The following is a 25,114-nucleotide window of genomic DNA, read 5'->3' as shown; positions in this document are numbered from 1 at the left end:
GCCCCGCCCCGTTTCGAGCAGATGTTTTTCAGTACAAGCTTCGCGGAATCCTGTACCCCGATAGCAGTTGCTGCGTAAACGGGTTGATATTGCTTGCCGCATGCAAACGATAGCGCATTTCGCCATCGTCCACCTGGAAGCGCACATCTACGGCACTGTTACTGACACCCGTTATGTCGGCCTTGTCCAACAGGCGGAACAGTGCCCAGGGGCCATTTTCTGAAATGCTGCGGGGTGAACGGTTAACCTGCACCGGCACCAGGGTAATCCTGCTTTCAACCGCCTCTCTCAAGGTGTTGGGCCAAACCAGTGGAATACTCTGGCGCGGGCCATGGCTGAACTCCACCAGCTGGCCATCAAGGTTCACAACACTGCGGCGCTTGTTGGAAGACAGGTTCAGGGGTTCGAGGGCAAACTCCACATCCAGCGTACCGCTGCGCGTAAAGTAAGCACTGCGAATCTTGTCCGCATTGCTCAGAGACGCCAGCACATCCCGGCGCACGAGCCCCGCCCGGCGGGCATCACCCACTTGCTCCGGATGATCCTCCAGGAACAGCTTCAGATTGTCCTTGTAGAAGGTATCCAGTACGCCGCCCGGGGCGAAAAACCGCTCAAAATCCTGCAAAGCCACGTCGCGGCCCGCAGCCGCATTAAATGGATAATGCCTGGCCAGATTCTGCTGGAAAGGCTGGTAAACCTCCCGATACCATTCCCGCTCCAGCTGCGCAACGGCCTGGTCCAGCAAGACACGCCAGCTTTCGGTAGCCAACCGGTTCAATATTCTGTTCAGTGGTTCTGGCTGGTGCCCTGCCATTCGCTGCAGCGTGAAAATCGGATCGGCTCCTTGCAGCCCCATTCTGGCCCGAGCCGCATTGAGGGCTGCCCTGCCCTTGTCTGGCGCCTCCTGAATATTGCGCATGTATTCGTGCAAGTCGCTTACCACGAGCATAATCTGCTCGAGCCCACTCGGCTGATCCCCACTTTTTCGGGTGACCTGGTGGAGATCGGTGAACTGGCGTTCGATGTTCTGCAACATGCGAAAGTGCGCCGACTGCTCCAGCAGCTCACGCGCCGCGGCAGCGTCCCCCTCTGCAGGCGGGATCAGCTGCGTATTCTGGCGCACCTGCCCAAGGAACTGGGCCATGGGCTGGTGGCCGCTGGTCAGGCTCTCCAGTATCCGAACCCCGTGATTGAGGTCTTCAAAATCCTGGATATCTACCCGGCTCAGAGCTGTGCGCCATGCGTTGGCGTAGTGCTCTGCATAGAGGTTTTGCAGGCTGGCTAGCAGCTCTGCCTCATCCGCTTTGCTGAAGTCTACATTATCCCTGCGACCCAGCACCCAGGCATCTACCAACGCCAAATCTGTAACTGTGGCAGACTTTCTCAGAAACCACTTCTCCAGTCCGTCCCGGGTAAGTAAGGCAGGAATGCTCAAAGGATCCTGGGCCACTTCTGACTGGTGCCCTGGCTCGCCATACTGATCCACACGCACGAATACGTTGCTGAACGCTGGGCCGGATGTGCGGGCCAGATCGTTTGGCTGACTGAACTCGCGGGCAGCCTCAACTTTCAGGTCCCGGTAAACACGATCAGGTGTCGACATGCGCCCCAACTCGTGTTGTGACCACTGTACGCTGCTTTTGAATGGCGCTAGCGCCATGTCCGCCGTTACATCGCCGCGCTGGGCCTGATGGGCAAGGTCGGTGTAGACCATGGCATAGTCCAGATGTGCCATAAGTCTCTGCTGAACATCCCGCCGACCCGGAAAGGCTCGCTGCCAGTACTGGCTCATGTAGGTCGTTACTATATCGTTCCTGCGCCCACTGCCATCGTAGAGCATGCGTAGCACGCGCAGGTGCTCGAGGCGCTCCGGGCTATTGTCTGGCGCACGACTCATTTCACCCATTACACCGAACATCAGAGCAGGCAGGTACTGATAGGCCAGCATGTCGAGGTAGGAGGCTTCTACTTCTGGCCCTACCTTATGGCCCTGATAGAGCCCCATATCACTGACCAGCAGCCATTGCTGGCGATGGTCTCCAAACGCCAGAGTCGCCTGACGCAACTGATCCAGAGGTTCAAGCAGATTACGGCCAGTGGTATCCGGTTCAAAGCCCACCGGCTGCCAGTTATCAATAAAGCGCTTGACCCGTGCTTCAACCGACGCCGCTGCTTCAGCATTCTTGATGAAGAAATGCTGCCAACTCGCCGTCATGCCTGCCCCGGCACATACTGCGACTATGGCCGCAATCGCCACTCTGCGCTGGCGACTGCGTACAATCCGCCGGTTATCACCGGCAAGTCCGGCTTCAGGATAGATAATTCCGGGGAAGAGCGATTGGGTGAACAGGCTTGCCGACTGGCCCGTGCGTTGGGCCGGCTGAATTGGGCTGGATACCTGATAATGGCTCGCAGCCGCCGAGACAAACGCATCTTCCGGAACGCCTTCCTGCACAACAGAAGTGAAGTAAGTGCCTCGCACCAATGCGGGTGTCGAGAAAGCGTCTGCAGACAAAAGACTGGTGAGGAAGCCTTCAAGCGCGGGTTTCATACCAGCTAACTGGCGGGTGAACGAGTATGCCGCGGCGCGATCTTCAGAATCACGGGTACTGGCCAGTACGTCTGGCAAGCGTGCATTTAAACGCTCAACCATCTCGCTGTAGCGCTCGGCAAACTCATTCAGCCACTCATCGTTATCCAGCTGACCTTCCAACCGGAAAGTGAACCCCAAAGCCTGCTCTTTCTCCTGCTTGCTGAGGGTACGAACAAAGGGCCCAAAGCCATAGAGTAAATCCATTTTGGTGAAGGAGACATACACCGGCAGGCGCGAACCAATCTGCTCCATCAGTTCCCGCAGCCGGGTGCGCAACAAAATGGCATGAGCTTCCCGCTGCTTTTCGCTGGCGGTGCTCAGTTGTGCCAGATCGATCGCCAGGATCACGCCGTTGAGTGGGCGTTGCGGGCGGTTGTGCTCTAGCCACTGGATAAAATGCGTCCAAAGCCGTTGTTGTATTTCCCCGGCAGCGCTCTGGTTTTGGCTCTGACTCAGCAACTCACCATCGGGATCGATCAGTACGCCGTTATCGCCAATCCACCAGTCGAACCCGAACGGGTTACGGTCTGCACGGTTGTTGCGGGTGACGTTAGTGAGGGTGTATGTCTGCCCGGAACGCTGAATAAGACTGGTTTTGCCTGCCCCTTCCAGACCCATAACCAAATACCAGGGCAAACGATAAACACCCCTGCGGCCCGGCAGGTTGCTCTTCAGGGCGGCAAGCTGGCGATCCAGCAACCGCTGTTGCCTGCGCTCCATAGGCAGAATCGGATCTTCCTGCTCTTGCTGCTCCTCGGCTTTCGCAGCATTGACCTTACCAAGACGGCGAGCCAGCACCGTGCCCCAGACCATCACGACCAGTAACACAACACCTAGGGTAACCAGCGCTCGCATCTGCCAGGCTGCCAAGGGGAACTCACCACGCACCTCCCATTTCGGCCCAAGCCACCAGGTAGCTATCAATAGTGCGATAACGCCAAGAGCCAGGGTGACCGGCGCCGCGTTGCGAATGTATGGCAGAAGCCAGCGACCGATGAGTAAAGCTTTTCTCCACATGGTGTCCATTCCTGCTGTGTATCCGTGTTCCAAAAGTCAGTCTTTCGACAGGCTAGTTCGTTGATTCGTTACTGAGAGCTCTGGCAACACACGCCCAAAGCTCTCAGGACAGTCGTTCAAGTTGTTTCAGGAGTGCTGGCTCCCAATCTTCGATAACCAAACCACTTATCTGTTGTTGCAAGTCCTGGATCTGTCGTGACGCCAGGCTCACCAGGCCGCTTTCCTTCATCAGCCGTGCCGATGCCAAGCGCCAGTAGAACTGCTCCCGTGGCTCGCGGGCGCCCGCAAGCCCGTCTTCAAGCAATTGCATAGCCTGCGCCAGCCCTTTCTGGGCAATCAGCTCCCGCGCAGTGTCATAGGCTTGCTCCCATGGGCTGGCACTGCCGCCAGATTGCCCCTGGGCATGTGCAGGCGCAGACCAAAGCCATTCCTGGGCTTCCGGCGATAGAAACGGGGTGCCATCGTTAAACGTCAGTTCCGCCAGCTGCGGCAGTCGTTCCACAAATTCGTTAACGGCTGCACGAATGGCCTCAGCGCAGGCATCACATCCCAAAGCCGCGGCCACACCGGCACTGAGTCGGTGGCCTTCAAGCCAGAAGGGGCTGACCGACAGGCTTTGTTCTATGCGCTGCCAAAGCGACTGATCGGGCGCTTTTTCCAGAGCTTCACGGTATTCCGCAACGCGATCCGCACTTACGGCGGCCAGGTCAGAGCGTTTGCCATCCCGGGTTGGCGGTACCGAAGTAATGCTCTGCCAGATGGCGTACCGGCGAATCTGGTAACCCAGGGGCCGCTCGGGCTCGGTGCCGGTCAGCAAATCTGCCACTTTCAACAAACTCTGGCGGGTAGCCCGCTCATTACCCGGGTCCAGCGTCAGGGCGCCAAGTGCCGGGCTGGCTGGCGTAGCGGAAGGTGCTGGCGCCGTTTTGGCGTTATCACTTGCAGCAGTAGAGCGCTCAGAAGTTGCCTCTGCGCTCGCTCCCGATTGACCACCAACCTCCTGGGCCTGGGGTAGTTTTTCAACAGCTCGTTTGAGATCCACCAGCGCATCATCAGGCAGCTCTTTCTGTTGCGCTTGCGCCTCAAGTTTTGCCAGCACGTCAAGGCAAAAACGTCGGCCATCGCCCACACTGGCATCAAAGGAGCTGCCTGCCACACCTTTGGCCGCCCGCTGCAGCATTTGCGTGAACATCATTTTCCGCGCGCGCTTACCCTTATCGCCCGGGTATGGCCAACCATCGTCCCACCAGCTTTCCAGCACTTGCTGGAGCAGGTACAGCGAAAGCGCAAAGCGTTCTCCATCAACACCCCGTTGCAAGGTAATCAGGAGAAAGCCGAAAACTTTCAAATCCTTGCTACGAGCAGAGAGTATTTTCAGGGATTCGCTCTCAACCTTGCCCCAATCAATATCGGTATGGGCAAGGGAGCCGATTTTCATGATTTCGTCTTCAAGGAACCCGAGCGCCGCATCCTCTCCCAGCCCGTGACCGGTTGGCGACTCGCCATCCAGCGGGGTGACGACCTGCTCAATGTAGGGATGCTGTTCTATTACCTGCATGTCCTTCGCTCCTCGCGTCCTTGCGTTTGTATTCAACTACCAGCCACAGCTTTCACGAAGCGGGCGAATGGCAGTTTCAAAACCGGTCAGATCGAATAGCAGACCGTCTATGCGACTGTTTTCGGAATAAACGCGGATATCAGTTTTGTGCTCTATCACCTTGACCGCCCGGATAGCCGGCAGGCCGCGCCCGATGCTGAGCACGTAGCCATTATCACGCACCCGCCAGGCACCTTGGCCGGCGGCGTCTGTGGTGCCAAGCCCAAGGTTTACCCGTTCTGCATCCAGAGGCTCCGGCAGCATCAGGGTCAGCTCGGTAATGTTGTTGTGGCACTGGAGGGCCAGCAGAGGCCGTGGCGGTTTTGCGCCCAGCGCGGGGACGGTCACCAGAAGGCCGGCGGTCTGCCCCGTATTGCGGTAGCTCAGGCTGCCAGAAGAAGGCTCAGCACTCTGCTGTGCGTAGGCCTCTTGCCAGCGCAGGGAGCCGACCATGCGGCGCACTCCGGCATTGGGCCCGGTTGCGGCATCAGCCTCTGCCAGAGGGGTACCAAAAACCTCGTCAAAACACGCCAACCGCTCCAGCCTCTGGGTTTCGCTGGTGCACCCGCGCGCATCTTCCAGCAAGTCAGCCTGGGCTTGCGTAGGTACATCCGCCAGGCTAGCGGCGCCGAAACAAAGCAGGCCCAGTGCGACAGCACCAAGAGGGAGTGGGCGCAAGCTGGAGCGAGTCGGGGCGTTCGGGTGCTTCATGATTCGGCAACCTGATATTTCAAGCATTTGTGGGCGAGTGTGCGCTTGGGCAGGCCCAAGCTCTCGGCGGCCTGGGCACGGTTGCCGCCATACTGGCGCAAGCGATCACGGATAACCGCCGCTTCAAATGCCTGGGCGGCTGCCTTGAGATCCCGAATATCTTCCGTGCCAGACACCACTTGCTCATCGGAACTGCATGCTACTGCCCCATGCGTTTCCGGGCCTGCCAGGCCTGGGAACATGTCGGTGAGCCGGAGTATTTCCGGCTGAATGTCATCTCCTGCGGGAGTCTGCAGGCAGGCCAGCTCGATGATGTTGCGTAGTTCACGGGCATTGCCGGGAAAATCGTAGGTTGCGAGGGCGCGCAGTGCGTGGCTGCTGATGCCCAAAGGCCCGGCGCCTTCGCGCTCGGTGTACAGGCGGATAAAGTGGCGGCTGAGGGCTTCAAGGTCATCCAGGCGTTCCCGCAGGGGCATTATTTGCAGCGGAAACTGGCTGAGACGGTAAAACAGATCCCGACGGAAGCTCCCGTCTTCAATACTCTGCCGCAGGGGTTGATGGGTAGCCGCGACCAGTCGGAAATCGGAGTGCTGTTCCTTTTGTGCCCCGAGTGGGCGGAACTGACGGCTTTCCAGCACCCGTAACAATTTGGATTGCAGCGCCATGGGCATGTCGCCGATTTCGTCGAGAAACAGGGTGCCGCCACTGGCCTGGGCCAAAAGCCCTTCTTTGGCCTGGTCGGCGCCGGAAAAGGCGCCTTTGGTGTGGCCGAAGAGTTCGCTTTCCAGCAGGCTGTCCGGGATGGCGGCGCAGTTGACCACCACCATGGGGCCGTCGGCGCGGTCTGATAGTTCGTGAATGCCTCTGGCCACGACGTCTTTTCCGCAGCCAGTTTCACCCTGAACCAGCACAGACAGTTGGCTGCCGGCTGCGCGAACAATCTGGGCGCGCAGGCTGGTCATGGACTCTGAGGGTCCCACAAGCGTGCGAGCCAGGGTTTCGCTGCGTTTGCGCAGGGTTTCTGCGTCGTGCAGGTTGTCCAGGGAGCGTTTAAGCAGGCGGCGCTGCCATACCTGATCACGGCTTTGCAGCTGGGCGATCCACTGGTGCTTTAGCAGGTGCAGGAGGCCGCGGTACAGGGGTTGGGCGGTGATGCCATCCCAGTCTGATGCTTCGCGGCAGAGTACGAGTATGCCGAGGGTTCGGCCGTCGTCGCCTTTGAGGGGTTCGAGCCACAGGGATTTTGGTCGGTCGCTGGCTTCCATGAGGCTTTGGAAGCCGGGGTGGTCGAGGCGGTAGCTGGCGGCCCGTGTGAGTTCGCGGGCTTTGCCGGTTTGCAGCAGGTGGGCGAAGGGGTGGCTGAAGTCGCCACAGTCGAATTCGCCGGTTTCAGCCAGGTCGCTGCAGTGGAGTGTGCGGCCGCTGAGGTCGAGTTCGAGTGCCCAGCAGCGGGTCAGGCCGAAGGCGTTTTCCAGCTGTGTGGTGGCGGTTTTCAGCAAATCCGGCAATGTGGTTTGGCGTGTCAGTGCGACTGCCAGCTCTATGCCGGTGTGCAGTTCCATCTGCATCCGTCCCATTTTCTTTTCCCTTATGTTCCTGTTATCCGGTTCTGTACTGACCCGGTCGCACAGCGTGGGGTTCTGCTCTCCAAAACACGCCGTGAATACGTCCCTGTAGGCTCCGCTTCGCCATCCATGGCTACGCAGGGTTTTGGAGAGCAGAACCCCACGCTGCGCTAGATCTCGGTTGGCCTAAGCTACGGTGCCTGAAAACCTGTTTTCGGAAACGCCCAGAGTTACTTGCTTAACCGGCTCTTTGGCTGCCAGTTTCTCCAGCAACGCCAACGAGATCGGCGGCAGCAACTCACCTTCGATGATCGATTCCAGCATGCGGGCACCATTTTCGCTTCTGGTTGCGCGGCTGCGGATGGCTTCTACCAGGCCGTCTTCCATCACCACTTCGGTGTGGTAACGGTCACGGATTTGCTGGGCCAGGCGTTCCAGTTTGTCGCCGACGATGCGGTTGAGGGTGTCTTCGCCCAGCGGCAGGTAGGGTACGACTTCCATTCTTGCCAGCAACGCGGGTTTGAAGAAGTCGGCCAGTTCCGGGTAGAGGGCTTCTTCGATTTTCTCCGGGTGTTCGGCGTGGTTGACGATGGTCTGGTAGCCGAGGTTGGAGGTCAGGAAGAAGACGATGTTTTTGCAGTCGATCAACCGGCCTTCGCCGTCTGCCAGTTCACCTTTATCGAAAGCCTGGTAGAAGAGGTTGAGGACTTCCGGGTGGGCTTTTTCGACTTCGTCGAGCAGCACCACGGAATAGGGTTTCTGGCGGATGGCTTCGGTGAGTATGCCGCCTTCGCCATAGCCGACATAGCCAGGTGGTGAGCCGATCAGGCGGGAGACGGTGTGTTTCTCCTGGTACTCGGACATGTTGATGGTGGTGAGGAACTGGCGGCCACCGTAGAGGAGTTCGGCCAGTTGTACCACGGTTTCGGTTTTGCCCACGCCGCTGGGGCCCACCAGCAGGAAGGCACCCATGGGGCGGCCGGGGCGGCGGAGGTCGGCGCGGGCGGTTAGCAGGTGCTGGTGCAGGCAGTCGATGGCAGTGTCCTGGCCTTTGATGTGGGCCTGCAGGTACGCCGGCAAGTGGGTGATTTTTTCCAGTTCGTCGGTGGTCATGCTGTTGACGGGGATGCCGGTCCAGTCGGCGATGACTTCGGCAATCTGGCGGGCGTCTACCCGGGCGTGCACCAGGGGGTCGTCCGCCTGGAGTTCTGCCAGTTCCTGTTCGAGGGCGGCGGCTTCGCTTTGCAGGTCGGGGTGTTCTTCCAGACCAGCCTGTTCCGGCATTGCTTCAATATCGGCTTCGTCTTTTGCAATGGTTTCCTGAACGTCCGCCGGGTTGAGCAGTTGTTCGCGGATGTCCACCAGGCGCGCCACCATGTCGCGCTGGGTGTTCCAGCTTTCTTCCAGTTCGGCGGCCTGTTCATTCAGTTCGGCAATGCGTTGCTCCAGTTCCGCTTCCCGGTCGGTGTCGACGCTCTGGCCGAGGGTGTGCTCCCGGTTCAGCAGTTCCTGCTCCATGGAGAGCTGGTGCAGTTCACTGCGCACGTGGCTAAGTTTGCGCGGTGGCGTGCTCAGGTTGAGGCTGACCCGGGCGCAGGCAGTGTCCAGTACGTCGATGGCTTTGTCCGGGAGCTGTCGGCCTGCCAGGTAGCGGGCAGACATTTCGGAGGCGGCTTTCAGGGCGCTGTCGGCGATGAGTACCTGGTGGGCTTTTTCATACACGGTGCGCAGGCCACGGAGAATGTGTACCGCTTGTGCCGGGCTGGGCTCATCCAGGGCCACTGGCTGGAAGCGGCGGCTGAGGGCCGGGTCTTTTTCGAAGTACTTTTTGTATTCGCGCCACGTAGTCGCGGCGATGGTGCGCAGTTCGCCGCGAGCCAGAGCAGGCTTGAGCAGGTTGGCGGCGTCGGAGCCACCTTCGCTGTTGCCGGCACCGATCAGGGTATGGGCTTCGTCGATGAACAGGATGATGGGGGTGGTTGAGGCTTTCACCGCTTCAATCACGCCTTTGAGGCGCTTCTCGAATTCGCCTTTTACCGAGGCACCCGCCTGTAGCGCGCCCATATCGAGAGTCCACAGCTCTACTTTTTGCAGGCGCTCAGGTACTTCGGCATTGACGATGCGCAAGGCGAGGCCTTCCACGATGGCACTTTTACCAACTCCGGCATCCCCTACTACGATGGGGTTGTTCTTGCGTCGGCGGCAGAGGATGTCGATCATCTGGTCGATTTCGGCGTCGCGGCACACTACAGGATCCAGCTTTCCGGCACGGGCCAGTGCAGTAAAATCGGTGGCGTAGCGCTTGAGCGGGTCCATATCCGCCTCAACCTGAGGCGCGCCTGCTTCGCCTTGCGCTATTTCCGGGCGCTCGGCGGAGCCTGCGGTCATGGTGTCGAACTGCCGGCGCAGTTGCTCCCGGTTAATGTCCCGGAGGTGCTGGCTGACCTGGGGCATGAGGTAGCGGTCGGTGTTCATCAGCAAGGCCAGAAAGATGGCGCCGGAGCGCAAGTTCCGATGCCCCAGCTCGGTGGAGGCCAACAGCCAGGCGTCCTGCAGCAGGTCGATCAGCAGTGGCGAAAAGGACGGATACGGCTCCGCCGTTTGCAGCTCGCCGTTCAGGCTTTCACCCACAATGGGCTGGAATTCCTGATGGTTGATACCGGCCTGCTCAAGAATCTGGCGCACGTCGGAAAACGGCGTTTCCAGCAGTTTGAACAGCAGGTGGGCCGGGGTAATTTCCGCACCCTGGCGGCTGATGCAAAGGGCCGCGGAGGCTTCCAGGCCATTGCGGCAAATGTCGTTGAGGCGCCCGATGAGCGCTGGCAGTTCTACCCGAATCACAGTGATATCCTTATTTCGGTAGTTGTTCCAATACGCTGAGCACATCCCTGATGCGTTCTTCCAGCGCTATGTTGTATAAGCTATATATTCCCGCCATGGCTGCTGCGAACACCCCGGCAATTACCCAGATCGGCAGGCCACTGCGCAGACGATTGCGCGCCGGTGTTACGTTGATTTGTGCGTCTGCCAGAGGCTCGAGGTCAGAGTTTTCCCGGAGCGATTGCAGCTGCTCATGAAGCCCTCTCAATATCTGTTCGTATTCGTCGCGGCCGTTTTCCATCACTTTGTACCGGCCTTCAAAACCCAGGCACAGGCAGAGGTAAATAAACCCGAGCATGTCCTTGTAGCGCGCCGGCTCCTGCTCCATGCGTGCGAGTATGGCGAAGACCTTCTCGCCACCCCAGGTTTCGTTGTGAAAGCGCGACAGCAGCGAATGCTGCGACCAGACACTGTGGGCACCCCAGTCCGTACCAAGCACCGCTTCATCAATGAAGGCACAAAGCACGTAGCGATAGGCCACCACGGTGGGGCGTTCATAGCCCTGCTCGATCAGCTCGCGATCTATGGCGGCCACTTCGTCCACTACCTGCTGGTAGAGGCTTTCAACGGCGCGATAGTCCGCCAGCCGGCGAATCCGGATGACCAGCCCAAGCAAAGGCGTAGCGGCATCCGTCAGGCGGTTGTCTTCCAGCCCCCGGAGCTGGAACTGGTCATTGCCAAATTCATTGCCGGACGCGCCGTTTTGCGGCTGCTCGTCGGCAAACAACAGATCACTGAATGCACTGCCGCCGGACTGCCTGCTGCCATTGGGTAAATCCATTACCTGTGCATTTGTCATAATTTAGCTCCTGATTGCCCAGAACTGCATTTCCAGGCCCGGGAAGCTGCCCGCCACGTGGAAGGCAAAACCACTGGCGTTGTCGAGCATCTGCCAGGCCTGGCTTTGATCGTCCAGCCGGAAGTACACAAATCCTGCGTGATACGGCAGCTGGCGCGGTGCCACTGGCAGCGCAGACAGCGGAATGCCCGGCAACTGCAGGCTGATGAGATCGCGAATTTTCTCCACGGAGGCCACCTTGCACTGCTGGGTAAACTGCTTGCGCAGGTCGTCCAGGGGCATATCGGCTTTCACCGCCAGAATGAACTCGGCACCGTTGATTAACTGGCCGTCCTGAACCGGCGCGACCGTCAGGCCGTACTGGCGCTGCTGCAACTGAATAGCCAGAGCCCGCGGCTCCAGCACCGTGCTCAGGGATTGCCGCAATACCTGCATCAGCGGTGTAAAGCTGTCTTCGGGAAGATCGTGATCATAGGGGGGATATTCACGTGGCAGCCGGCTTTCGTCGGTGAATGTCACCAACTCGCCGCAGAGTTCCAAAAGAACTTCGTACAGACGCTCCGGATGCAGCTGGCGCAAACGAGCCAGGTGCATGAATCTCGGGTGTGCCCGGTTAAGCATCTGCAGCAGCATGAAATCCGCCACATCGGCAACACCGCCCTGCCCTGGCGCGCCAACACGTTCTGCAATGTTACGCGCACGTTCACGCATCAATCCGGCCATTTCACCGACAAAGCGCTGCAGTTTGGGCGCCGACCGAACGCTGAGCATGGTGGGTATAAAATTCGGATCCATCACCAGGCTGCCATCCGGACGTTTTTCCAGAATCCGGCCAATGGCCACGGCCGCATAAGCGCTTCGGTCATCCCGTTCAAGCATCAGGCGCGGCGCCACTCGGGCCACGTCAATGATGTGGGCGTCGCCGTCGATCGAATGCAAGTCGCGGATCTCTGTGCTCTGAGCCCGGAAGCGCCCGGCTGCAGGCGCATCTGGCCACTCAACTTCAGCCAGACTATCGTTACCTAACGGCAGAGCCAGGTACACAACCTGATTCGCCACTGATGCATCGGTGATTTCCAGAGGCTCTGGCATCACATCGTCTTGAGGCAGGTTGAAGCGAGTGCCATCCGGGAACAGGCCGCTGGCACGCACCAGGCCCACGCGCCCGAAGCTCAGGTATTCCGCGTTCAGCTCCAGATCGCTGAATCCATACAGGTAGTCAGAAACCGCCAGAGACCGCTCGTTGATCTGGTGTTCCAGATACCGCTGCTGCTGCTGAAAGTGCTGGGGTTTGATAAACAGCCCATCACTCCAGACGACTCTATTTGTAACTGCCATCAGGTTTCTTCCGACCGCTTGAGTTTGACTTCCCTGTCCCGCAGATTCACAAGCAAGTGGTAACGGCCACCCACAGGATCCACCCTGACCACCTTCTTCCACTGGGACAGGTTCGGGTAGGCATAGAAGGCAATCACGCCGATAAATCGGGTGTCCTTGCTGATCTCAAACGGCTCTATAAACTTGAACTGGCCAGGCAGCAGGGTGTAGTCGCTGTGCTCGATGTAGTTCCGGCCCAGGGAGTCTTTCAGGTTGTTCAGGAGCTGGTCGAAATCACCGGCCATCAACAAGGAACTGTCGCGCATTTCAATAATCTGAAAGGCTATCGGTGTCGGTGCCAGAGACTCATTCGGGTTCACACCCGGCTCGGCTACCATAGTCAGATCTACCCGGCTGGGGAGATCTTCCGGATAACCCACAGGAATGCTGGGGTCCCAGAGTACTTTCGCGGTTTTGGTTACGGCGTTATAGGGTGTGCTGCATCCTGCAAGCACAAATACTACTGCCATCGTCAGCAACTTCCATTTGCAGGTTTTCACACCAGGTTCTCCCTTTGTAGTTGACGCAAATGCTGGTCGTAAGCCTGATCGAACACTTCCTGAAACAGGCGCTCAAAACCCTGCTGACGACTCGATTTCAATTCTTTGTAGTAGTGCTGGTACATATCCCAGGCCCAGCGGCCTTCATCCTCATTCTTCTGCAAGCCACGGCGATAGCCATGGAAGCGGCGCAGCAGAGCTTCTGGTGAAAACGCATGAAGAATGGCTTCCAGCGCTTCACTGATTGCCGCGCCAGTTGCCTGCTGATGGTGATTCAGGCTTTGCAGGCTTTCCTGTACGGCGGCAGGTGCCGACAAGTGCACCGGGCTGCGCTGGCTGGCAAACAGGGTTTGCACGGTTTCTTCGTAGTCCCCGCCAAGGCGCAAAGGATTATCTTCGATGGGCTGCAACCGTGTGCGCAGGGCCTGATGCCGGCTGTCTTCGCCCTGGTGCAGAGCCAGCAAACCATCAATTGTGGCTTTCAGGGTCTGCCCGGCTTCTTCGAGGAACAACTGCATGCCATCACTGTCAGCAAAGTCGAGCCCCGCTTCCATGCCCTGCATCAAAGGGGTGGCACTGATATGTTTGCGGCTTTGATCGCTGTGCGGCTGGCTTCTCTCACCTGAACCTTCGCCCAATGCGCCGTTATGGGTTTCTGACATCCTGTCTCTCTCTCCTCTCCTTACCGGAAGGCCCATCGCCACATCGCGATTTTCCCGGTATTCATCCGTTACGTCGGTTTCCGTGGCAAACCAGGCGCGCTCGCTTGCCATCAGTGTGCGCTCTTCCTGATCTACACGAACTGGCTCATCCTGCCAGTGCAGCATGGGATCAGCGCTCGGGGTTTCAGCGGCAGCCGACGCCAGCCCTTCCAGCGGCTCAGCTACCTGCATATCGCTATCACGCGCAGCTCCGCGTACCAGTTCACCTTCGGCCATATCCACCAATCGCCGGTCTTCTGCCGCTTCGCGGAGTTCCAGCTCCTGTTCAGTGGACGAACCCGCCTGCGCTGCTATTAACTCTGCCCGTATGCGGTAGCGACCAATACTGACAGTATCGCCCTGGTTCAACCGGGCCCGACGGCCGCGCCCAACAGGCTGGGTTGCGCTGTTAATATAGGTGCGACCGCTGCGATCAATCAGGCAATAACCTCCGTCAAGAAGGCGGATTTCTGCATGGCCAGCAACAGCGCCGGTGCGGTGCGCCGACAATTGCCAGGTGTCACTTTCGGCGGTGCCGATGGAACCACCCCGGGGCCCAAAGCTGTGTTCAATGCCGGCGCCACTGCGTGTTGTGCCGGGGTTGGTGACCGTCAACTTCAGTCTGGTTACCTGCCGCTCTTCCATGATTGCATTCCTTTTCATATTAACGGCGTATCTGAATCCGAACCGCTGGCCAGCGCCGGGATTTCTCTGGCGTTACAAAAGAATTCCAGCCCAACCGTATGTCCTGCCCCATCTGCATCGGGCGAATATCCTGCCCGCGCATCTGCAATTCCAGGTCGTAAGCCAACTGCTCTCGGGTCGCGAATTCCACCAGCTTCACCAGTCTTTGGTGATCCTGTCCGTTGGGTAGAAAGTCTGCAAAACGCTGACGGCTGAGGTTGCGTATCCTCAGAATAAACTTGCCGCTGCGATCACGGATCTGCGAGCCGACCAAGGTGTCGTTCCCCAGCGTAGCGTTGCACTGGCCCAAGCGCGTTTGCTGGTCCTCACCAATGGCGACCTTGCGTAACACCCACTGCTCAATGCTCACATCGTCGAGATCAAAGCAATGAGCCACAATGCCACTGACCACTTCCGGCGAACGGCTGCGGCCTGCCATCAAGCCGGAATAGGCCAGCATTTTTGACCAGTTAACCGGTGTGGCTTCTCTCAATCGGCTATCGCCAAGGCCGATAAGGGCGTAGATCAGATTGGAAAAGCCATCCGATGCGCCGGGGCGAAAACGCACGTAGTAACGGTATTTGCGCCAGGACCGGTGAAACAGGGTAACCAGCCGGTGATTGAAAAAATCCAGAAAATGCCGGCGAATACCCAGATCCTGACCCGCTTCCCAGGCGAGATCCTCAAGGTAATAACCCGGCAGCGGCGACTGTGAACCGTGCAGGCCCAGAAAACTCACTTCCATCTGGTAGGGGCCGTGCTCATGCTCCGGCGACAAAGCGGAAACCACATCGCTACCGGGAAACCCGAGGCCCGCCGAGGCGGAAAACCGGATACGCTCCTGCTGCGGTTGCTCGTCGCGACCGCCTTCCAGATCGTCACCGTGGTGCCGGTGAATCAGATCCACCAGCTGAAAAAAACTGTACCGCCGCGCATTACCCAGAACGGGCTGCAGGCCGGCTACATCAGCGGTTGCTGACCTTGCTGTAACGTCCATGTATACCGTTCCTGATTATCTGTATTCACCACTTCCAGTTGGTGAAATGCGTTGATACTGGCATAAAGCGCAAAGAACTGGCTGAGTACGGTGCCGAACAGGTACAAATCGCCTTCCGAGGCAAAGGCCTGTTGATCCAGCTTCATCACCGAACGAATTCCCCGTACCGGCAGCCCGCGGATCATCTTGTCCACCGGATTGGTTTCAATGGCACTGATACCCGCAAGCCGCTTCTGGGACACCCGCTCCGCCTGGCGATCCACCAGTGCGCGGAAATCATACACACGCAATACGGTGCGCAAGGCATCCACATCCAGCATGGAGAGATAGTTCAGCGACAGATTGGAGATCAGTGTCCACAACAGGCTGCCATCCAGAGTCGGCCTCAAGGTAGCGGTGGGACGGGTGATATTGCTGAAGGACGCAAACGCCGGCGTGGTTTCGGTAGCCATGCAAACTTCCCCGACCGCCAGCTGTTGCGGCAGTTGCCGGTTGGTGCAGGTCAGCGTCAGGGAAATAGCTTCCTGGCGATCCATACACTCGGATTCATCGCCGCGAACAAACGACATATAGTGATCAAAGCCATCACCGCGCACGCTATCCCTGGCTCGAACCCGGTAATACAGGGCTGTGCGGCCACGATCCCGCTCAACTTCGTGCTGAAAGCTTTCGAAAGCCGTATACAGCCGGCGCTCGCCCCGCCCCGAACGGCCTTCCAGCCAGCCTTCAACCTGTTCAATGCTGAACACTTCAAAATGATCCGGCGACCGGCTCGAGGCCAGAATCCGGTACTCGGTCTGACGCCCGTTCAGATCCACCGGCTCACCCTCATGGGCAAACAGATTCACCGCCGGCGTGCAGTAAAGCTGCATATTCTCCGCCCGAACCCGGGCATCCGGTGGCAAAATCCGGCTGAAATGAAAACGCAGACTGATTTCATCCGCCTGAACCGCCGGCAAGCGGTTCTTCAGGCCGGTAATGTCCACAAACCGGAACGCCTCCGGAAAACTCAGGTATTCCTGCAGAATCCGATAGCCGGAATAGGCGTTCTTTGGATAAGGCAAAAGCGCCTCATCACTGGCGAAACCGACAGGTTTCAACAAAGAAGTCGGCAGGCTGTAAACCGACTCGCCAACCACCAGTTCCATGCGGCTGAGATAATGGTTCAGCCACAAATATAGCGTTTCAGCCGTGTGATTATCCCCGCCCAGATAGAAGCGCAGACTATCAAGATCCAGGGCGCTTAGCGGTTGATCGGTATGCAGCGCCAAGTCTACTGTCATCGACGACACTTCCCGGGAATGCTCGGCGTGAGCATCGGCGACACTGATTGGGAAAACGTCCACAACACGACAGGTACGAAACCGGCACTGAGTCTGACGCGTGGAGTCTCCCAAAGGGCGGCTCTTGATTTCCGTGTGCCGCTCAACCCTTTGTCGCTCACTGATGGAATGCAACTGCGGATCAAACCGCATAATGGTGCAGCTCGGAACCGGACGAAGATAGTTCGGCCAAAGCATGTTCAGCAATGAATGGGTCAGCTCTGGAAATTCATCTTCCACTTTCTCCCGAAGTTTCCCGGTCAGAAACGCAAAGCCTTCCAACAAGCGCTCAACATCAGGATCGGTGCTTTGCTCAGAAAGAAATCGGGTAAGCTGCGGGTGAGCCTCAGCAAACTCCCGCCCCTGCAATCGCAGAAAGCTCAGTTCGTCCCTGTAAAATCGGTTTAACTTCATACAACTACCGCTTCCTTGGGAGTATGATCCGGTCGGTATACTTTTCTTCCGGGAAAAAACAACTCGCTGCGCTCAGACATTTTTTTCCCTGCAGAAAAGCATCCCCACCGGCTCCTGCCATCCTTGGTGTTTGCTGATCGTTTCGTTACGTCACTCGGTAGTAACGTTTGTCATCCAGTAATAGATCTATCGTCGTTTTGTCGTCTTTTGCGCCTACGTTCAGGTATACCGTTACCTGAAACCGTAACTGCAAAGGGTCTGGCCCCTGGGGTAAAGCAACCACATCAACCCGCTTTACTCTCGGTTCGTACTTCTCAATGCACTGCCGAATTGCGCTGCGGATCTGGATACTCAGATCGTGGGTACCCAGAGTCGCATCGTTGAAGTCCAGCAGTCCCAGTTCCGGCGCACAGGCGCTATTGCCGGGATGTGCATTGAGCAGTCGAACCAGGTGGCGTTTTATTGAAGCCACCACATGGGTGACTTCCCCCATGCTTTGCCCTTCCGGAGAACCAGCCTGCTCCAATCGTTCGAACAGGCTGCCTCCCATGGGTTGTGCATCACTACTGAACACGGATTAATCCTTGTCCAGGCGGCCTACCAGCGACAGCTCGAAGTTGGCACCCATGTATTTGAAGTGCGGACGCACAGCCAGAGACACCTGGTACCAGCCTGGATCGCCTTCTACATCGGAAACCGTTACCTGAGCTGCGCGCAATGGGCGGCGGCTGCGTACTTCGGCCGGTGGGTTTTCCTGATCGGCCACGTACTGGCGAATCCAGGTGTTCAGTTCGCGCTCAAGATCCTGACGCTCCTTCCAGGAACCGATCTGTTCGCGCTGCAGCACCTTGATGTAATGAGCCAGGCGGTTAACGATCATCATGTACGGCAACTGGGTACCCAACTTGTAGTTGGTTTCCGCTTCCTTGCCTTCCTTGGTGTTCGGGAACTGCTTGGGCTTTTGTACGGAGTTGGCTGAGAAGAAGGCCGCGTTATCGCTACCCTTACGCATGGTGAGGGAGATAAAGCCTTCATCCGCCATTTCGTATTCACGTCGATCGGTGATCAGCACTTCTGTAGGAATCTTGGCTTCCAGCTGGCCGAAGGATTCGAACAGGTGAACCGGCAGATCTTCCACAGCACCGCCGCTTTGCGGACCGATGATGTTCGGGCACCAGCGGTATTTGGCAAAGCTCTCGGTCAATCGCGTAGCCAGCAGGTAGGCGGTGTTGCCCCACAGGTAATGCTCGTGATCGCCGGAGACGTCTTCCTTGTAGTTGAAGCTGCGCACCGGGTTTTCACTGGGGTCGTAAGGCACCCGCAGCAGAAAACGTGGGGATGTCAGGCCCAGATAGCGGGCGTCTTCGGATTCACGCAGGGAGCGCCACTTGGCGTATTTCGGGCCTTCGAAAACGGCTTTCAATTCCTTGATTGCCGGCAGTTCCTGGTAGCTGTCTACGCCAAAGAATGACGGCGCAACCGAGGACAGGAAAGGCGCGTGAGCCATGGCACCAACAGACGATACATACTGCAGCAGCTTCATATCCGGTGTAGACGGTGTGAACGCATAATTACCAACAACTGCACCTACGGGCTCGCCGCCGAACTGGCCATATTCCGTGGAATAAATGTGCTTGTAGAAGCCGGTCTGGGTGACATCGGGAGCGAACTCGAAGTCTTCGAGAAGTTCGGTTTTCGTGGCGTGCAAAATATCCACTTTGATATTTTCGCGGAAGTCAGTGCGATCAACCATCAGTTTGAGGCCACGCCAGGAGGATTCCAGTTCCTGCAGCTTGGGCGCATGCAGAATTTCATCCATCTGGGCGCTGATCTTGCGATCCAGTTCGACCACCATCTGGTCAACCAGTGCCTTGTTGACCGGCTGGCCTTTCTCTTCGCTTTTCAGCAGGTTGGCAATAAACGTTGCAACGCCTTTGCGGGCGACATCGTAGCCCTCGTCAGCTGGCGCCATGCGACTGTTGGCCATGACCTGGTCGAGCAAGGAGCCTTCCATTACAGATTCAGAGGCAGCGGATTGCTGCGCAGCAGTATCAGACATACCACATCCCTTCAGTACGTGATTGATATTTGGTGTTGTGTACCGCGTGAAGGCGGCAGCAATGATTACTCGCCTTCTGTAGCCAGTTCCAGCTCAGACAAGAGGGTTTCACGGGCTTCGTCGTTATCCAGCAACTCCTGCAGCTTGGAACGGAACGAAGGCACGTTACCCAGAGGGCCTTTCAAAGCGACAAGTGCTTCCCGCAACTCGATCAGCTTCTTCAGCTCAGGAACCTGACGGGCAATGCTGTCGGGCGAGAAGTCATCCAGGGACTGGAATTCGAGGTTGACCGGCAGTTCGTCGGCCTGCTCTTCCAGCTGGTTGGATACAGTAGTAGATAACGTAAGGCCGGCTTCCTTCATGACAGAACGGAAGTTGTTCTTGTCGACGGAAATGGCTTTGCGTTCCTCGATGGGGGTTTCTTCGGCGTGTCCTTTAAAATCACCAACGACGAACATCTTCAGCGGCAGTTCGGTTTCAGCCTGCTGATCTCCGGTGGCGGGGACATATTTGATATTGATGCGCTCTTTCGGCGCGACAGAACCGTCTTTGGACGACATGGCTTGCTCCCTGTGCAAATCATTTGCAGTTGTTCAATCCTTCGTGCGTACCGTCCTGGCACGCAGCGACAAAACTGTACACATGTGGCTCAGGTTTCTCAAGCAATAATTGGCCAGCAGCGCCTCAAACTGTGCGCGCGGGCAAACTTTTGCCAAAGTGTTTGTGCCCAGGCATGTACATGTGACCCACTGGCCACAGCCTCAGGAAATTTGGTCAATGACGGCACGCAGCGTCGTAGCTATACTCCTGAAACCATAGTTAAAGCTTTAAAAGTATTTTCACAATAACCAAGGAGGAGATTGATATGAGCGACGTGAAATCCCGTTTCGAAGAGGCAGTAAACTACATTCAAAATGCCGAAGGTGACTTCAAGCCATCCAACGAGATGAAGCTGGAGTTCTACGCACTGTATAAGCAGGGCACCGAAGGTGATGTGTCAGGCAAGCGCCCGGGTATGATGGATTTTGTTGGCCGCGCCAAGTATGACGCTTGGGAAAAGTGCAAAGGTATGTCGAAAGACGACGCCATGCAGAAGTACATCGACAAGCTCGAAGCCCTGAAGTAAGCCACCTCAGCTTTCCGGTCCCGGCCAAAACACTGCCGGGATCACACCACCTGTAATTTAACGCCTTCCTGCATTTTCCGGGCCTGTCAGCGGCCGTTCATGTTCACATTGAGAGCTTCGTAGGTGCGGTTTTCTGGTGGGCGAATTACGTAATTATTGCTGTGTGTCTGCCCGGGAAGGGATTTGGGATTGCTGAAGCGAAACTCTACTGGTATCTGGGAGCGCCCGAGGTCCGTACGGCCGTCACCCGGCTGCAGCGCCAAGGGGTCAAGATAGAAATCGTCAGCACCCGCTTGCTGCACAGGAACACCCTCAGCGGGCGCAGCCAAACCACCCTCTATCACCGTGTCCGAGAGCACATCTTCAGCAATGGAGTTGAAAGGGATAGTCTCCAGCGTTGACCGCTGCTCAACCTCAAACACCTGGCTCTCGCCAGGACTGGTCTGCGCACTGGCCAATCCTGTTACCATGAACAGGAAAACGACAGAAGCCAAACCGGAGTGCATCAATTTCGGCGCTCTGACAGAACGGTGCAAGAGATTCATTAGATTTGCCCTCGAAGACACGCTTTTTAGAATTGTGTCAATTTTCGATCAGTCTATCGCCAAACCGGTCGTGTTTCTCAGTTAATTGACCGTTTTGTGACAACTTTCACTGGCTCGGATGAATAAGATTGCCAGTTTCGCACCACCTTTGGACAACAGGAGCCGCTTTGAAGACGCCACTTATCACCCGGCAGGGCTACGATGATCTGCAAAAGGAACACGACGAACTCTGGAGATTTGAGCGCCCGGAGGTCACCAAAAAAGTTACCTGGGCGGCCAGCCTTGGCGATCGCAGTGAGAACGCAGACTATCAGTACAACAAGAAACGACTCAGAGAGATTGATCGCCGAGTACGCTACCTGAGACGCTGCCTGGACAATCTGAAGGTAGTGGAGTACCACCCGGATCAGGAAGGAAAAGTATTTTTCGGGGCCTGGGTAGAAGTTGAAAACGACGATAGCAAAACCCTGAAGTTCCGAATCGTTGGCTACGATGAGATATTCAACCGCAATGACTACATTTCCATCGACTCACCGATGGCCCGGGCTCTTCTGAAAAAAGAAGTAGGCGATGAGGCCGAGGTAAGAACCGATGCAGGAACAATCACCTGGTACATCAACTCAATTACTTACGAAAAGTAGAACAACCAGGCATAAAAAAACCCCGTAAAAACGGGGTAAGGCTAGCGCTGTGCTGGAGGGAGAAGCAAGCTGCTATTCGTGCTTGCCTCTATCTACAGCTTCAATTCTACACACCCGGAATTACCACGCCCTTGCCGATGAATTACCTTTTAGTCAGGGAGAACCAGGCAAGTATGTGCAGAAAATTAGGTTGTACACTCTAGGGGACCGGGATAGCGTTAAGGTATCGAACCTTATACCCGCTTCCAGTTATGGAGATAGCATAAATGAACACACAGAAGCTTCTGAACATGGCTCTTGAAGGCGTAGACGCGCTGGGTTTCCGCCTTGACCAGATGGGCATTACCGGAAAAGTTAACCGCCACAACATCGCGGCTTTTCTGATGTCAGAACAGAAACACCTTGAAGGTGAGTGGGACAGCATTCAGGTGCGCATCAACCTTCGTCGCACTCAGATTGAGCGCATCACCCAGAAGATTGAAACCCGAACCGATGCTTTATTCGCGCCGGTTATGTCGCAAGTGAACCGGTTCCGCCCGAGTCACTAAGACTCAGGCGCGGTCGGTCTCTGTGGCACCAGTAGCGTCACCGGTGGCCGGCGCCAACGCCTGTTCTGCCTGGGTAGCCCGTATGCGCTTGCGCGCACGGGTGAGCGCAGGCATGTACACAGCAACCGTCAATCCGGGCGGCTGCTGTGTCTCATCAGTATCGCTAAGTATAATCCGCCCTTTATGAATTTCTGCAACGGCACTGACCAGGCTTAGACCCAAGCCATTGCCGGGAAGCGAACGACTTTTCCCAACCCGATAAAAACGCTGGAATACCTGATCTTTTTCATCGTCAGGAATACCGATACCGCTATCGCTGACTTCGAAAACAGCGTCATCGCCGTCTCTCCGCACAGCTACACCAATGGCACCATGCTCGGGCGTGTATTTAATCGCGTTATCGATCAGGTTACTGATCATCTGGAATAACAGATCCCGGTCGCCTTCGAGCATTACGCCAGGCTCCAGAGACTGCTCAAACGTTTGATCTTTATCCTCTGCCACCGCCTCGTATAGCTCACAGGCATCAGACACCAATTCGTCCAGAGCCACCCGCTTCATATCAGACGAATTACCTTTTGTTTCCAGACGCGCGATGCGCAGCAGCGCATTAAATGTCGCAAGGAGCTGGTCTGCTTCTGCTACAGCGCGGCCGGCCTGTTCCCGTGCCTCATCGTTATCGACAGACATCAGAGTGTTTTCAAGCTGGTTCCGCAATCGCGTGAGAGGCGTACGAAGGTCGTGGGCAATGCTGTCAGACACATGGCGGATACCTTCCATCAGATAAACAATCCGGTCCAACATCTGATTCAGGTTTTCTGCCAGCTGATCGAAATCGTCCTCAGTGCCACGGGTAGGTATACGCAGGGAGAGGTGACCGTTCATTATTCGCCGGGAGGTATTATTGATGACCTCTATGCGGCGAATGGTATTTCGGCTCATCAAATAGCCACCGAGCAGTGCCAGCGCAAGGGTGATCCCCATGCCCCAGTTGATGGCCGTTTCAATTACTCTTTTGAGGCTGGTGAGCTCGTCAACATCTCGACCCACCAATAGCCGCAAACCGCCCTGAACTTCAAATATTCGGGCCCGGGCCAAGCGCTCCGGCCCTTTCCAGCCCACAGCTGAGCTGAGCGTAAAGTTAACCCAACCACCCTCTGAGGGACTGCCCTCTGGCCAGGTTTCCAGATTGCCGGCCAGCTTGAGGAAGTCTTCGGTGGTCAGCAAGTAGATGGTTTTTGCATTGGGATCGCGGGCAACCCGCTCACGAATAATCGTGATCAGGCCGTTTACACCGCGCCCTCTGTATTGCTCCGCCAGTCCGGCGATTTCCGCTTCAATGGTTTCGTCGGTCTGAGCGGTCATAAAACCCGCTGTACGCCAGTAAATAAAGGCCAGTAATAAAAATACCGAGGTGGCAAACACCACCATATACAGCAGGGCAAGCTGGAAGGACGATGTCCTGAGCTGGCTAAGCAGTTTCACGTAACATGTACCCTGCACCCCTCACGGTTTGCAGTAAGGGAGTTTCGAATTCCTTATCAATCTTTGCCCGCAGACGGCTGATATGCACATCAATCACGTTGGTTTGGGGATCGAAGTGATAATCCCAGACTTTTTCCAACAGCATTGTCCGGGTGACCACCTGGCCGGCGTTGCGCATCAAGTACTCAAGCAACCGGAACTCCCGGGGCTGAACATCAATGTTCTGACCGGAGCGCTTAACCGTTCGGGCGAGCAAATCCATTTCCAGATCGGCTACACGCAGCACGGTTTCAGTTTCCGCCGACTGGCGGTTTCGGCGAACCAGCGATTCAATCCGGGCAAGAAGCTCAGTGAAGGAGAAAGGCTTGGTAAGGTAGTCATCACCGCCACCCCGCAGGCCTTCAACACGATCGTCTACATCGCCCAGCGCGCTGAGTATAAGAACCGGCACCTGGTTTCCCGTGGCGCGAACGGTCTTGATGATAGAGAGCCCGTCCATGCCCGGAAGCATGCGGTCGACAATCATGATGTCGTACTCTTCGCTGGCGGCCATCATCATGCCGTCTTTGCCATCGGCAGCGTGATCAACCACGAAGTCTGATTCTTTCAGCCCTTTAACAAGATAATTTGCTACGTCCTGATCGTCTTCGATTACCAGCGCTTTCACCGGATCCCCTCCTGATAGCGGATTACATTAACAACAGAGTACGAATAACTCGGGGCACCGGCCAGTTACGATCTTGTAAGAGGGTGTCGCCAATGGCGACGGTCGGTTCTATGACGGCAACCAGTGCAAGCTATCTGCCGTCGCCCCGGAAGGCAGGTACTCCGCACTTACCCAGCCGTCATAATTCATTTTATCGATGGCGGAAAAAACATTCGAAAAGTTAATCTCGCCGGTTCCCGGCTCATGTCGTCCCGGATTATCGGCAAACTGGATGTGCCCAATCCATGGCAGCAAACACTCCATAGAGCGCACAAGGTCACCCTGCATGATTTGCATGTGGTAGATGTCATATTGCAGGCGCAGGTTATCGGCCTCCACTTCCTCAATCAGAGCCATGACTCTGGCAGACGTATCAAGAAAAAAACGGGGCATATCGACCCGTGAATTTATTGCCTCAACGCACAGCGTAATACCCTCACCCTCCAGCCTATCCGCTGCCCAGGCCACATTCGTCACCAGCGTTTGCCAGGCAGTATCTTCATCCAGTTCGACCGGCTTCAATCCAGCCAGACAGTTCAGCCGCTTGCACCCAAGAGCCCGGGCATACTCAATGGCGTGATCCACCCCGGCGCGGAACTCATCAACCCTGCCTGGCAAGCAAGCAATGCCACGCTCACCTGCCTCCCAGTCACCCGGCGGCAGATTGAACAAAACCTGAGTCAAACCATTGCCTTCCAGAGCTTTACTCAGCTCTTCCTTGGGCCACTCATAGGGGAAAAGATACTCCACGCCCCTAAACCCGGCCGCCGCCGCTTTGGCAAAACGCTCGGTAAACGGCACTTCGGTGAATAGCATCGACAGATTGGCAGCAAAACGCGGCATGACA

21 protein-coding genes are annotated in these 25,114 nt (G+C 56.8%); 3 read left to right on the top strand and 18 right to left on the bottom strand.

Annotated elements, in window-relative coordinates:
* Nucleotides 1-28 precede the first annotated feature (28 nt).
* From tssM to tssB, 14 genes are all read right to left on the bottom strand, one after another.
* Nucleotides 29-3,619 (bottom strand): type VI secretion system membrane subunit TssM, encoded by a 3,591-nt coding sequence (gene tssM, locus RKA07_RS12490; protein ID WP_200369848.1) that lies wholly within the window; start codon nt 3,617-3,619, stop codon nt 29-31.
* 94 nt (nt 3,620-3,713) lie between these two features.
* Nucleotides 3,714-5,168 (bottom strand): type VI secretion system protein TssA, encoded by a 1,455-nt coding sequence (gene tssA, locus RKA07_RS12485; RefSeq protein ID WP_310966447.1) that lies wholly within the window; start codon nt 5,166-5,168, stop codon nt 3,714-3,716.
* A gap of 36 nt (nt 5,169-5,204) precedes the next feature.
* On the bottom strand, nt 5,205-5,918 hold the full coding sequence (gene vasI / locus RKA07_RS12480; protein ID WP_310966446.1) for a type VI secretion system-associated protein VasI: 714 nt from the start codon (nt 5,916-5,918) through the stop codon (nt 5,205-5,207).
* The gene (locus RKA07_RS12475; protein WP_310966745.1) at nt 5,915-7,486 is read right to left on the bottom strand and encodes a sigma-54 interaction domain-containing protein; all 1,572 of its coding nucleotides are present in this window, start codon (nt 7,484-7,486) and stop codon (nt 5,915-5,917) included. The genes vasI and RKA07_RS12475 overlap by 4 nt, the downstream gene beginning before the upstream one ends.
* A 183-nt stretch (nt 7,487-7,669) precedes the next feature.
* Nucleotides 7,670-10,324: a type VI secretion system ATPase TssH gene (gene tssH / locus RKA07_RS12470; protein ID WP_200369851.1), complete on the bottom strand. Its 2,655-nt coding sequence runs from the start codon at nt 10,322-10,324 to the stop codon at nt 7,670-7,672.
* Between the two features lie 10 nt (nt 10,325-10,334).
* Complete coding sequence (icmH, locus tag RKA07_RS12465) at nt 10,335-11,162, bottom strand: type IVB secretion system protein IcmH/DotU (protein ID WP_200369852.1); 828 nt, start codon at nt 11,160-11,162, stop codon at nt 10,335-10,337.
* Between the two features lie 3 nt (nt 11,163-11,165).
* A complete protein-coding gene (gene tssK / locus RKA07_RS12460; protein WP_200202356.1) occupies nt 11,166-12,500 on the bottom strand; it encodes a type VI secretion system baseplate subunit TssK in 1,335 nt (444 codons plus the stop codon).
* A complete protein-coding gene (tssJ, locus tag RKA07_RS12455; protein ID WP_200202357.1) occupies nt 12,500-13,039 on the bottom strand; it encodes a type VI secretion system lipoprotein TssJ in 540 nt (179 codons plus the stop codon). Before tssJ ends, tssK begins: the two co-directional genes overlap by 1 nt.
* Nucleotides 13,036-14,385 carry a type VI secretion system-associated FHA domain protein TagH gene (gene tagH, locus RKA07_RS12450; RefSeq protein ID WP_200369853.1) on the bottom strand — a complete coding sequence of 450 codons (1,350 nt, stop codon included), beginning with the start codon at nt 14,383-14,385 and terminating at the stop codon, nt 13,036-13,038. Before tagH ends, tssJ begins: the two co-directional genes overlap by 4 nt.
* A gap of 19 nt (nt 14,386-14,404) precedes the next feature.
* Entirely contained in the window at nt 14,405-15,421 is a 1,017-nt protein-coding gene (gene tssG, locus RKA07_RS12445; RefSeq protein ID WP_200369854.1) for a type VI secretion system baseplate subunit TssG, read from the bottom strand.
* Nucleotides 15,385-17,157 carry a type VI secretion system baseplate subunit TssF gene (tssF, locus tag RKA07_RS12440; protein ID WP_200369855.1) on the bottom strand — a complete coding sequence of 591 codons (1,773 nt, stop codon included), beginning with the start codon at nt 17,155-17,157 and terminating at the stop codon, nt 15,385-15,387. The genes tssG and tssF overlap by 37 nt, the downstream gene beginning before the upstream one ends.
* A 145-nt stretch (nt 17,158-17,302) precedes the next feature.
* The gene (gene tssE, locus RKA07_RS12435; protein ID WP_310966744.1) at nt 17,303-17,707 is read right to left on the bottom strand and encodes a type VI secretion system baseplate subunit TssE; all 405 of its coding nucleotides are present in this window, start codon (nt 17,705-17,707) and stop codon (nt 17,303-17,305) included.
* 27 nt (nt 17,708-17,734) lie between these two features.
* Nucleotides 17,735-19,216, bottom strand: a complete 1,482-nt coding sequence (tssC, locus tag RKA07_RS12430) for a type VI secretion system contractile sheath large subunit (RefSeq protein WP_200369856.1) — start codon at nt 19,214-19,216, stop codon at nt 17,735-17,737.
* A gap of 65 nt (nt 19,217-19,281) precedes the next feature.
* Nucleotides 19,282-19,776: a type VI secretion system contractile sheath small subunit gene (gene tssB / locus RKA07_RS12425; RefSeq protein ID WP_200202362.1), complete on the bottom strand. Its 495-nt coding sequence runs from the start codon at nt 19,774-19,776 to the stop codon at nt 19,282-19,284.
* Nucleotides 19,777-20,081: 305 nt separating this feature from the next.
* On the opposite strand from tssB, the gene RKA07_RS12420 reads away from it, so the two are divergent.
* Entirely contained in the window at nt 20,082-20,342 is a 261-nt protein-coding gene (locus tag RKA07_RS12420; RefSeq protein WP_200202363.1) for an acyl-CoA-binding protein, read from the top strand.
* An 86-nt stretch (nt 20,343-20,428) separates the two neighbouring features.
* On the opposite strand, the gene RKA07_RS12415 is transcribed toward RKA07_RS12420, so the two are convergent.
* Nucleotides 20,429-20,887 carry a hypothetical protein gene (locus RKA07_RS12415; RefSeq protein WP_227714732.1) on the bottom strand — a complete coding sequence of 153 codons (459 nt, stop codon included), beginning with the start codon at nt 20,885-20,887 and terminating at the stop codon, nt 20,429-20,431.
* Between the two features lie 167 nt (nt 20,888-21,054).
* Here RKA07_RS12415 and greB point away from each other — a divergent pair, with 167 nt between their 5' ends.
* Nucleotides 21,055-21,528 carry a transcription elongation factor GreB gene (gene greB, locus RKA07_RS12410; RefSeq protein WP_200202364.1) on the top strand — a complete coding sequence of 158 codons (474 nt, stop codon included), beginning with the start codon at nt 21,055-21,057 and terminating at the stop codon, nt 21,526-21,528.
* 266 nt (nt 21,529-21,794) lie between these two features.
* Nucleotides 21,795-22,076 carry a hypothetical protein gene (locus RKA07_RS12405; RefSeq protein ID WP_200202365.1) on the top strand — a complete coding sequence of 94 codons (282 nt, stop codon included), beginning with the start codon at nt 21,795-21,797 and terminating at the stop codon, nt 22,074-22,076.
* Between the two features lie 3 nt (nt 22,077-22,079).
* On the opposite strand, the gene RKA07_RS12400 is transcribed toward RKA07_RS12405, so the two are convergent.
* The 3 genes from RKA07_RS12400 to hyi form a co-directional block, all read right to left on the bottom strand.
* Entirely contained in the window at nt 22,080-23,561 is a 1,482-nt protein-coding gene (locus RKA07_RS12400) for a HAMP domain-containing sensor histidine kinase (RefSeq protein ID WP_200369859.1), read from the bottom strand.
* On the bottom strand, nt 23,548-24,228 hold the full coding sequence (locus RKA07_RS12395; RefSeq protein ID WP_100637889.1) for a winged helix-turn-helix domain-containing protein: 681 nt from the start codon (nt 24,226-24,228) through the stop codon (nt 23,548-23,550). The genes RKA07_RS12400 and RKA07_RS12395 overlap by 14 nt, the downstream gene beginning before the upstream one ends.
* Before the next feature lie 108 nt (nt 24,229-24,336).
* Nucleotides 24,337-25,110 carry a hydroxypyruvate isomerase gene (gene hyi, locus RKA07_RS12390; RefSeq protein WP_310966445.1) on the bottom strand — a complete coding sequence of 258 codons (774 nt, stop codon included), beginning with the start codon at nt 25,108-25,110 and terminating at the stop codon, nt 24,337-24,339.
* Nucleotides 25,111-25,114: the final 4 nt, after the last annotated feature.

The organism is Marinobacter xiaoshiensis (assembly GCF_031631795.1).
Lineage (GTDB): Bacteria > Pseudomonadota > Gammaproteobacteria > Pseudomonadales > Oleiphilaceae > Marinobacter > Marinobacter xiaoshiensis.
Note: the sequence above shows the minus strand (reverse complement) of the source record. Positions and strands in the feature narration are given on the sequence as shown.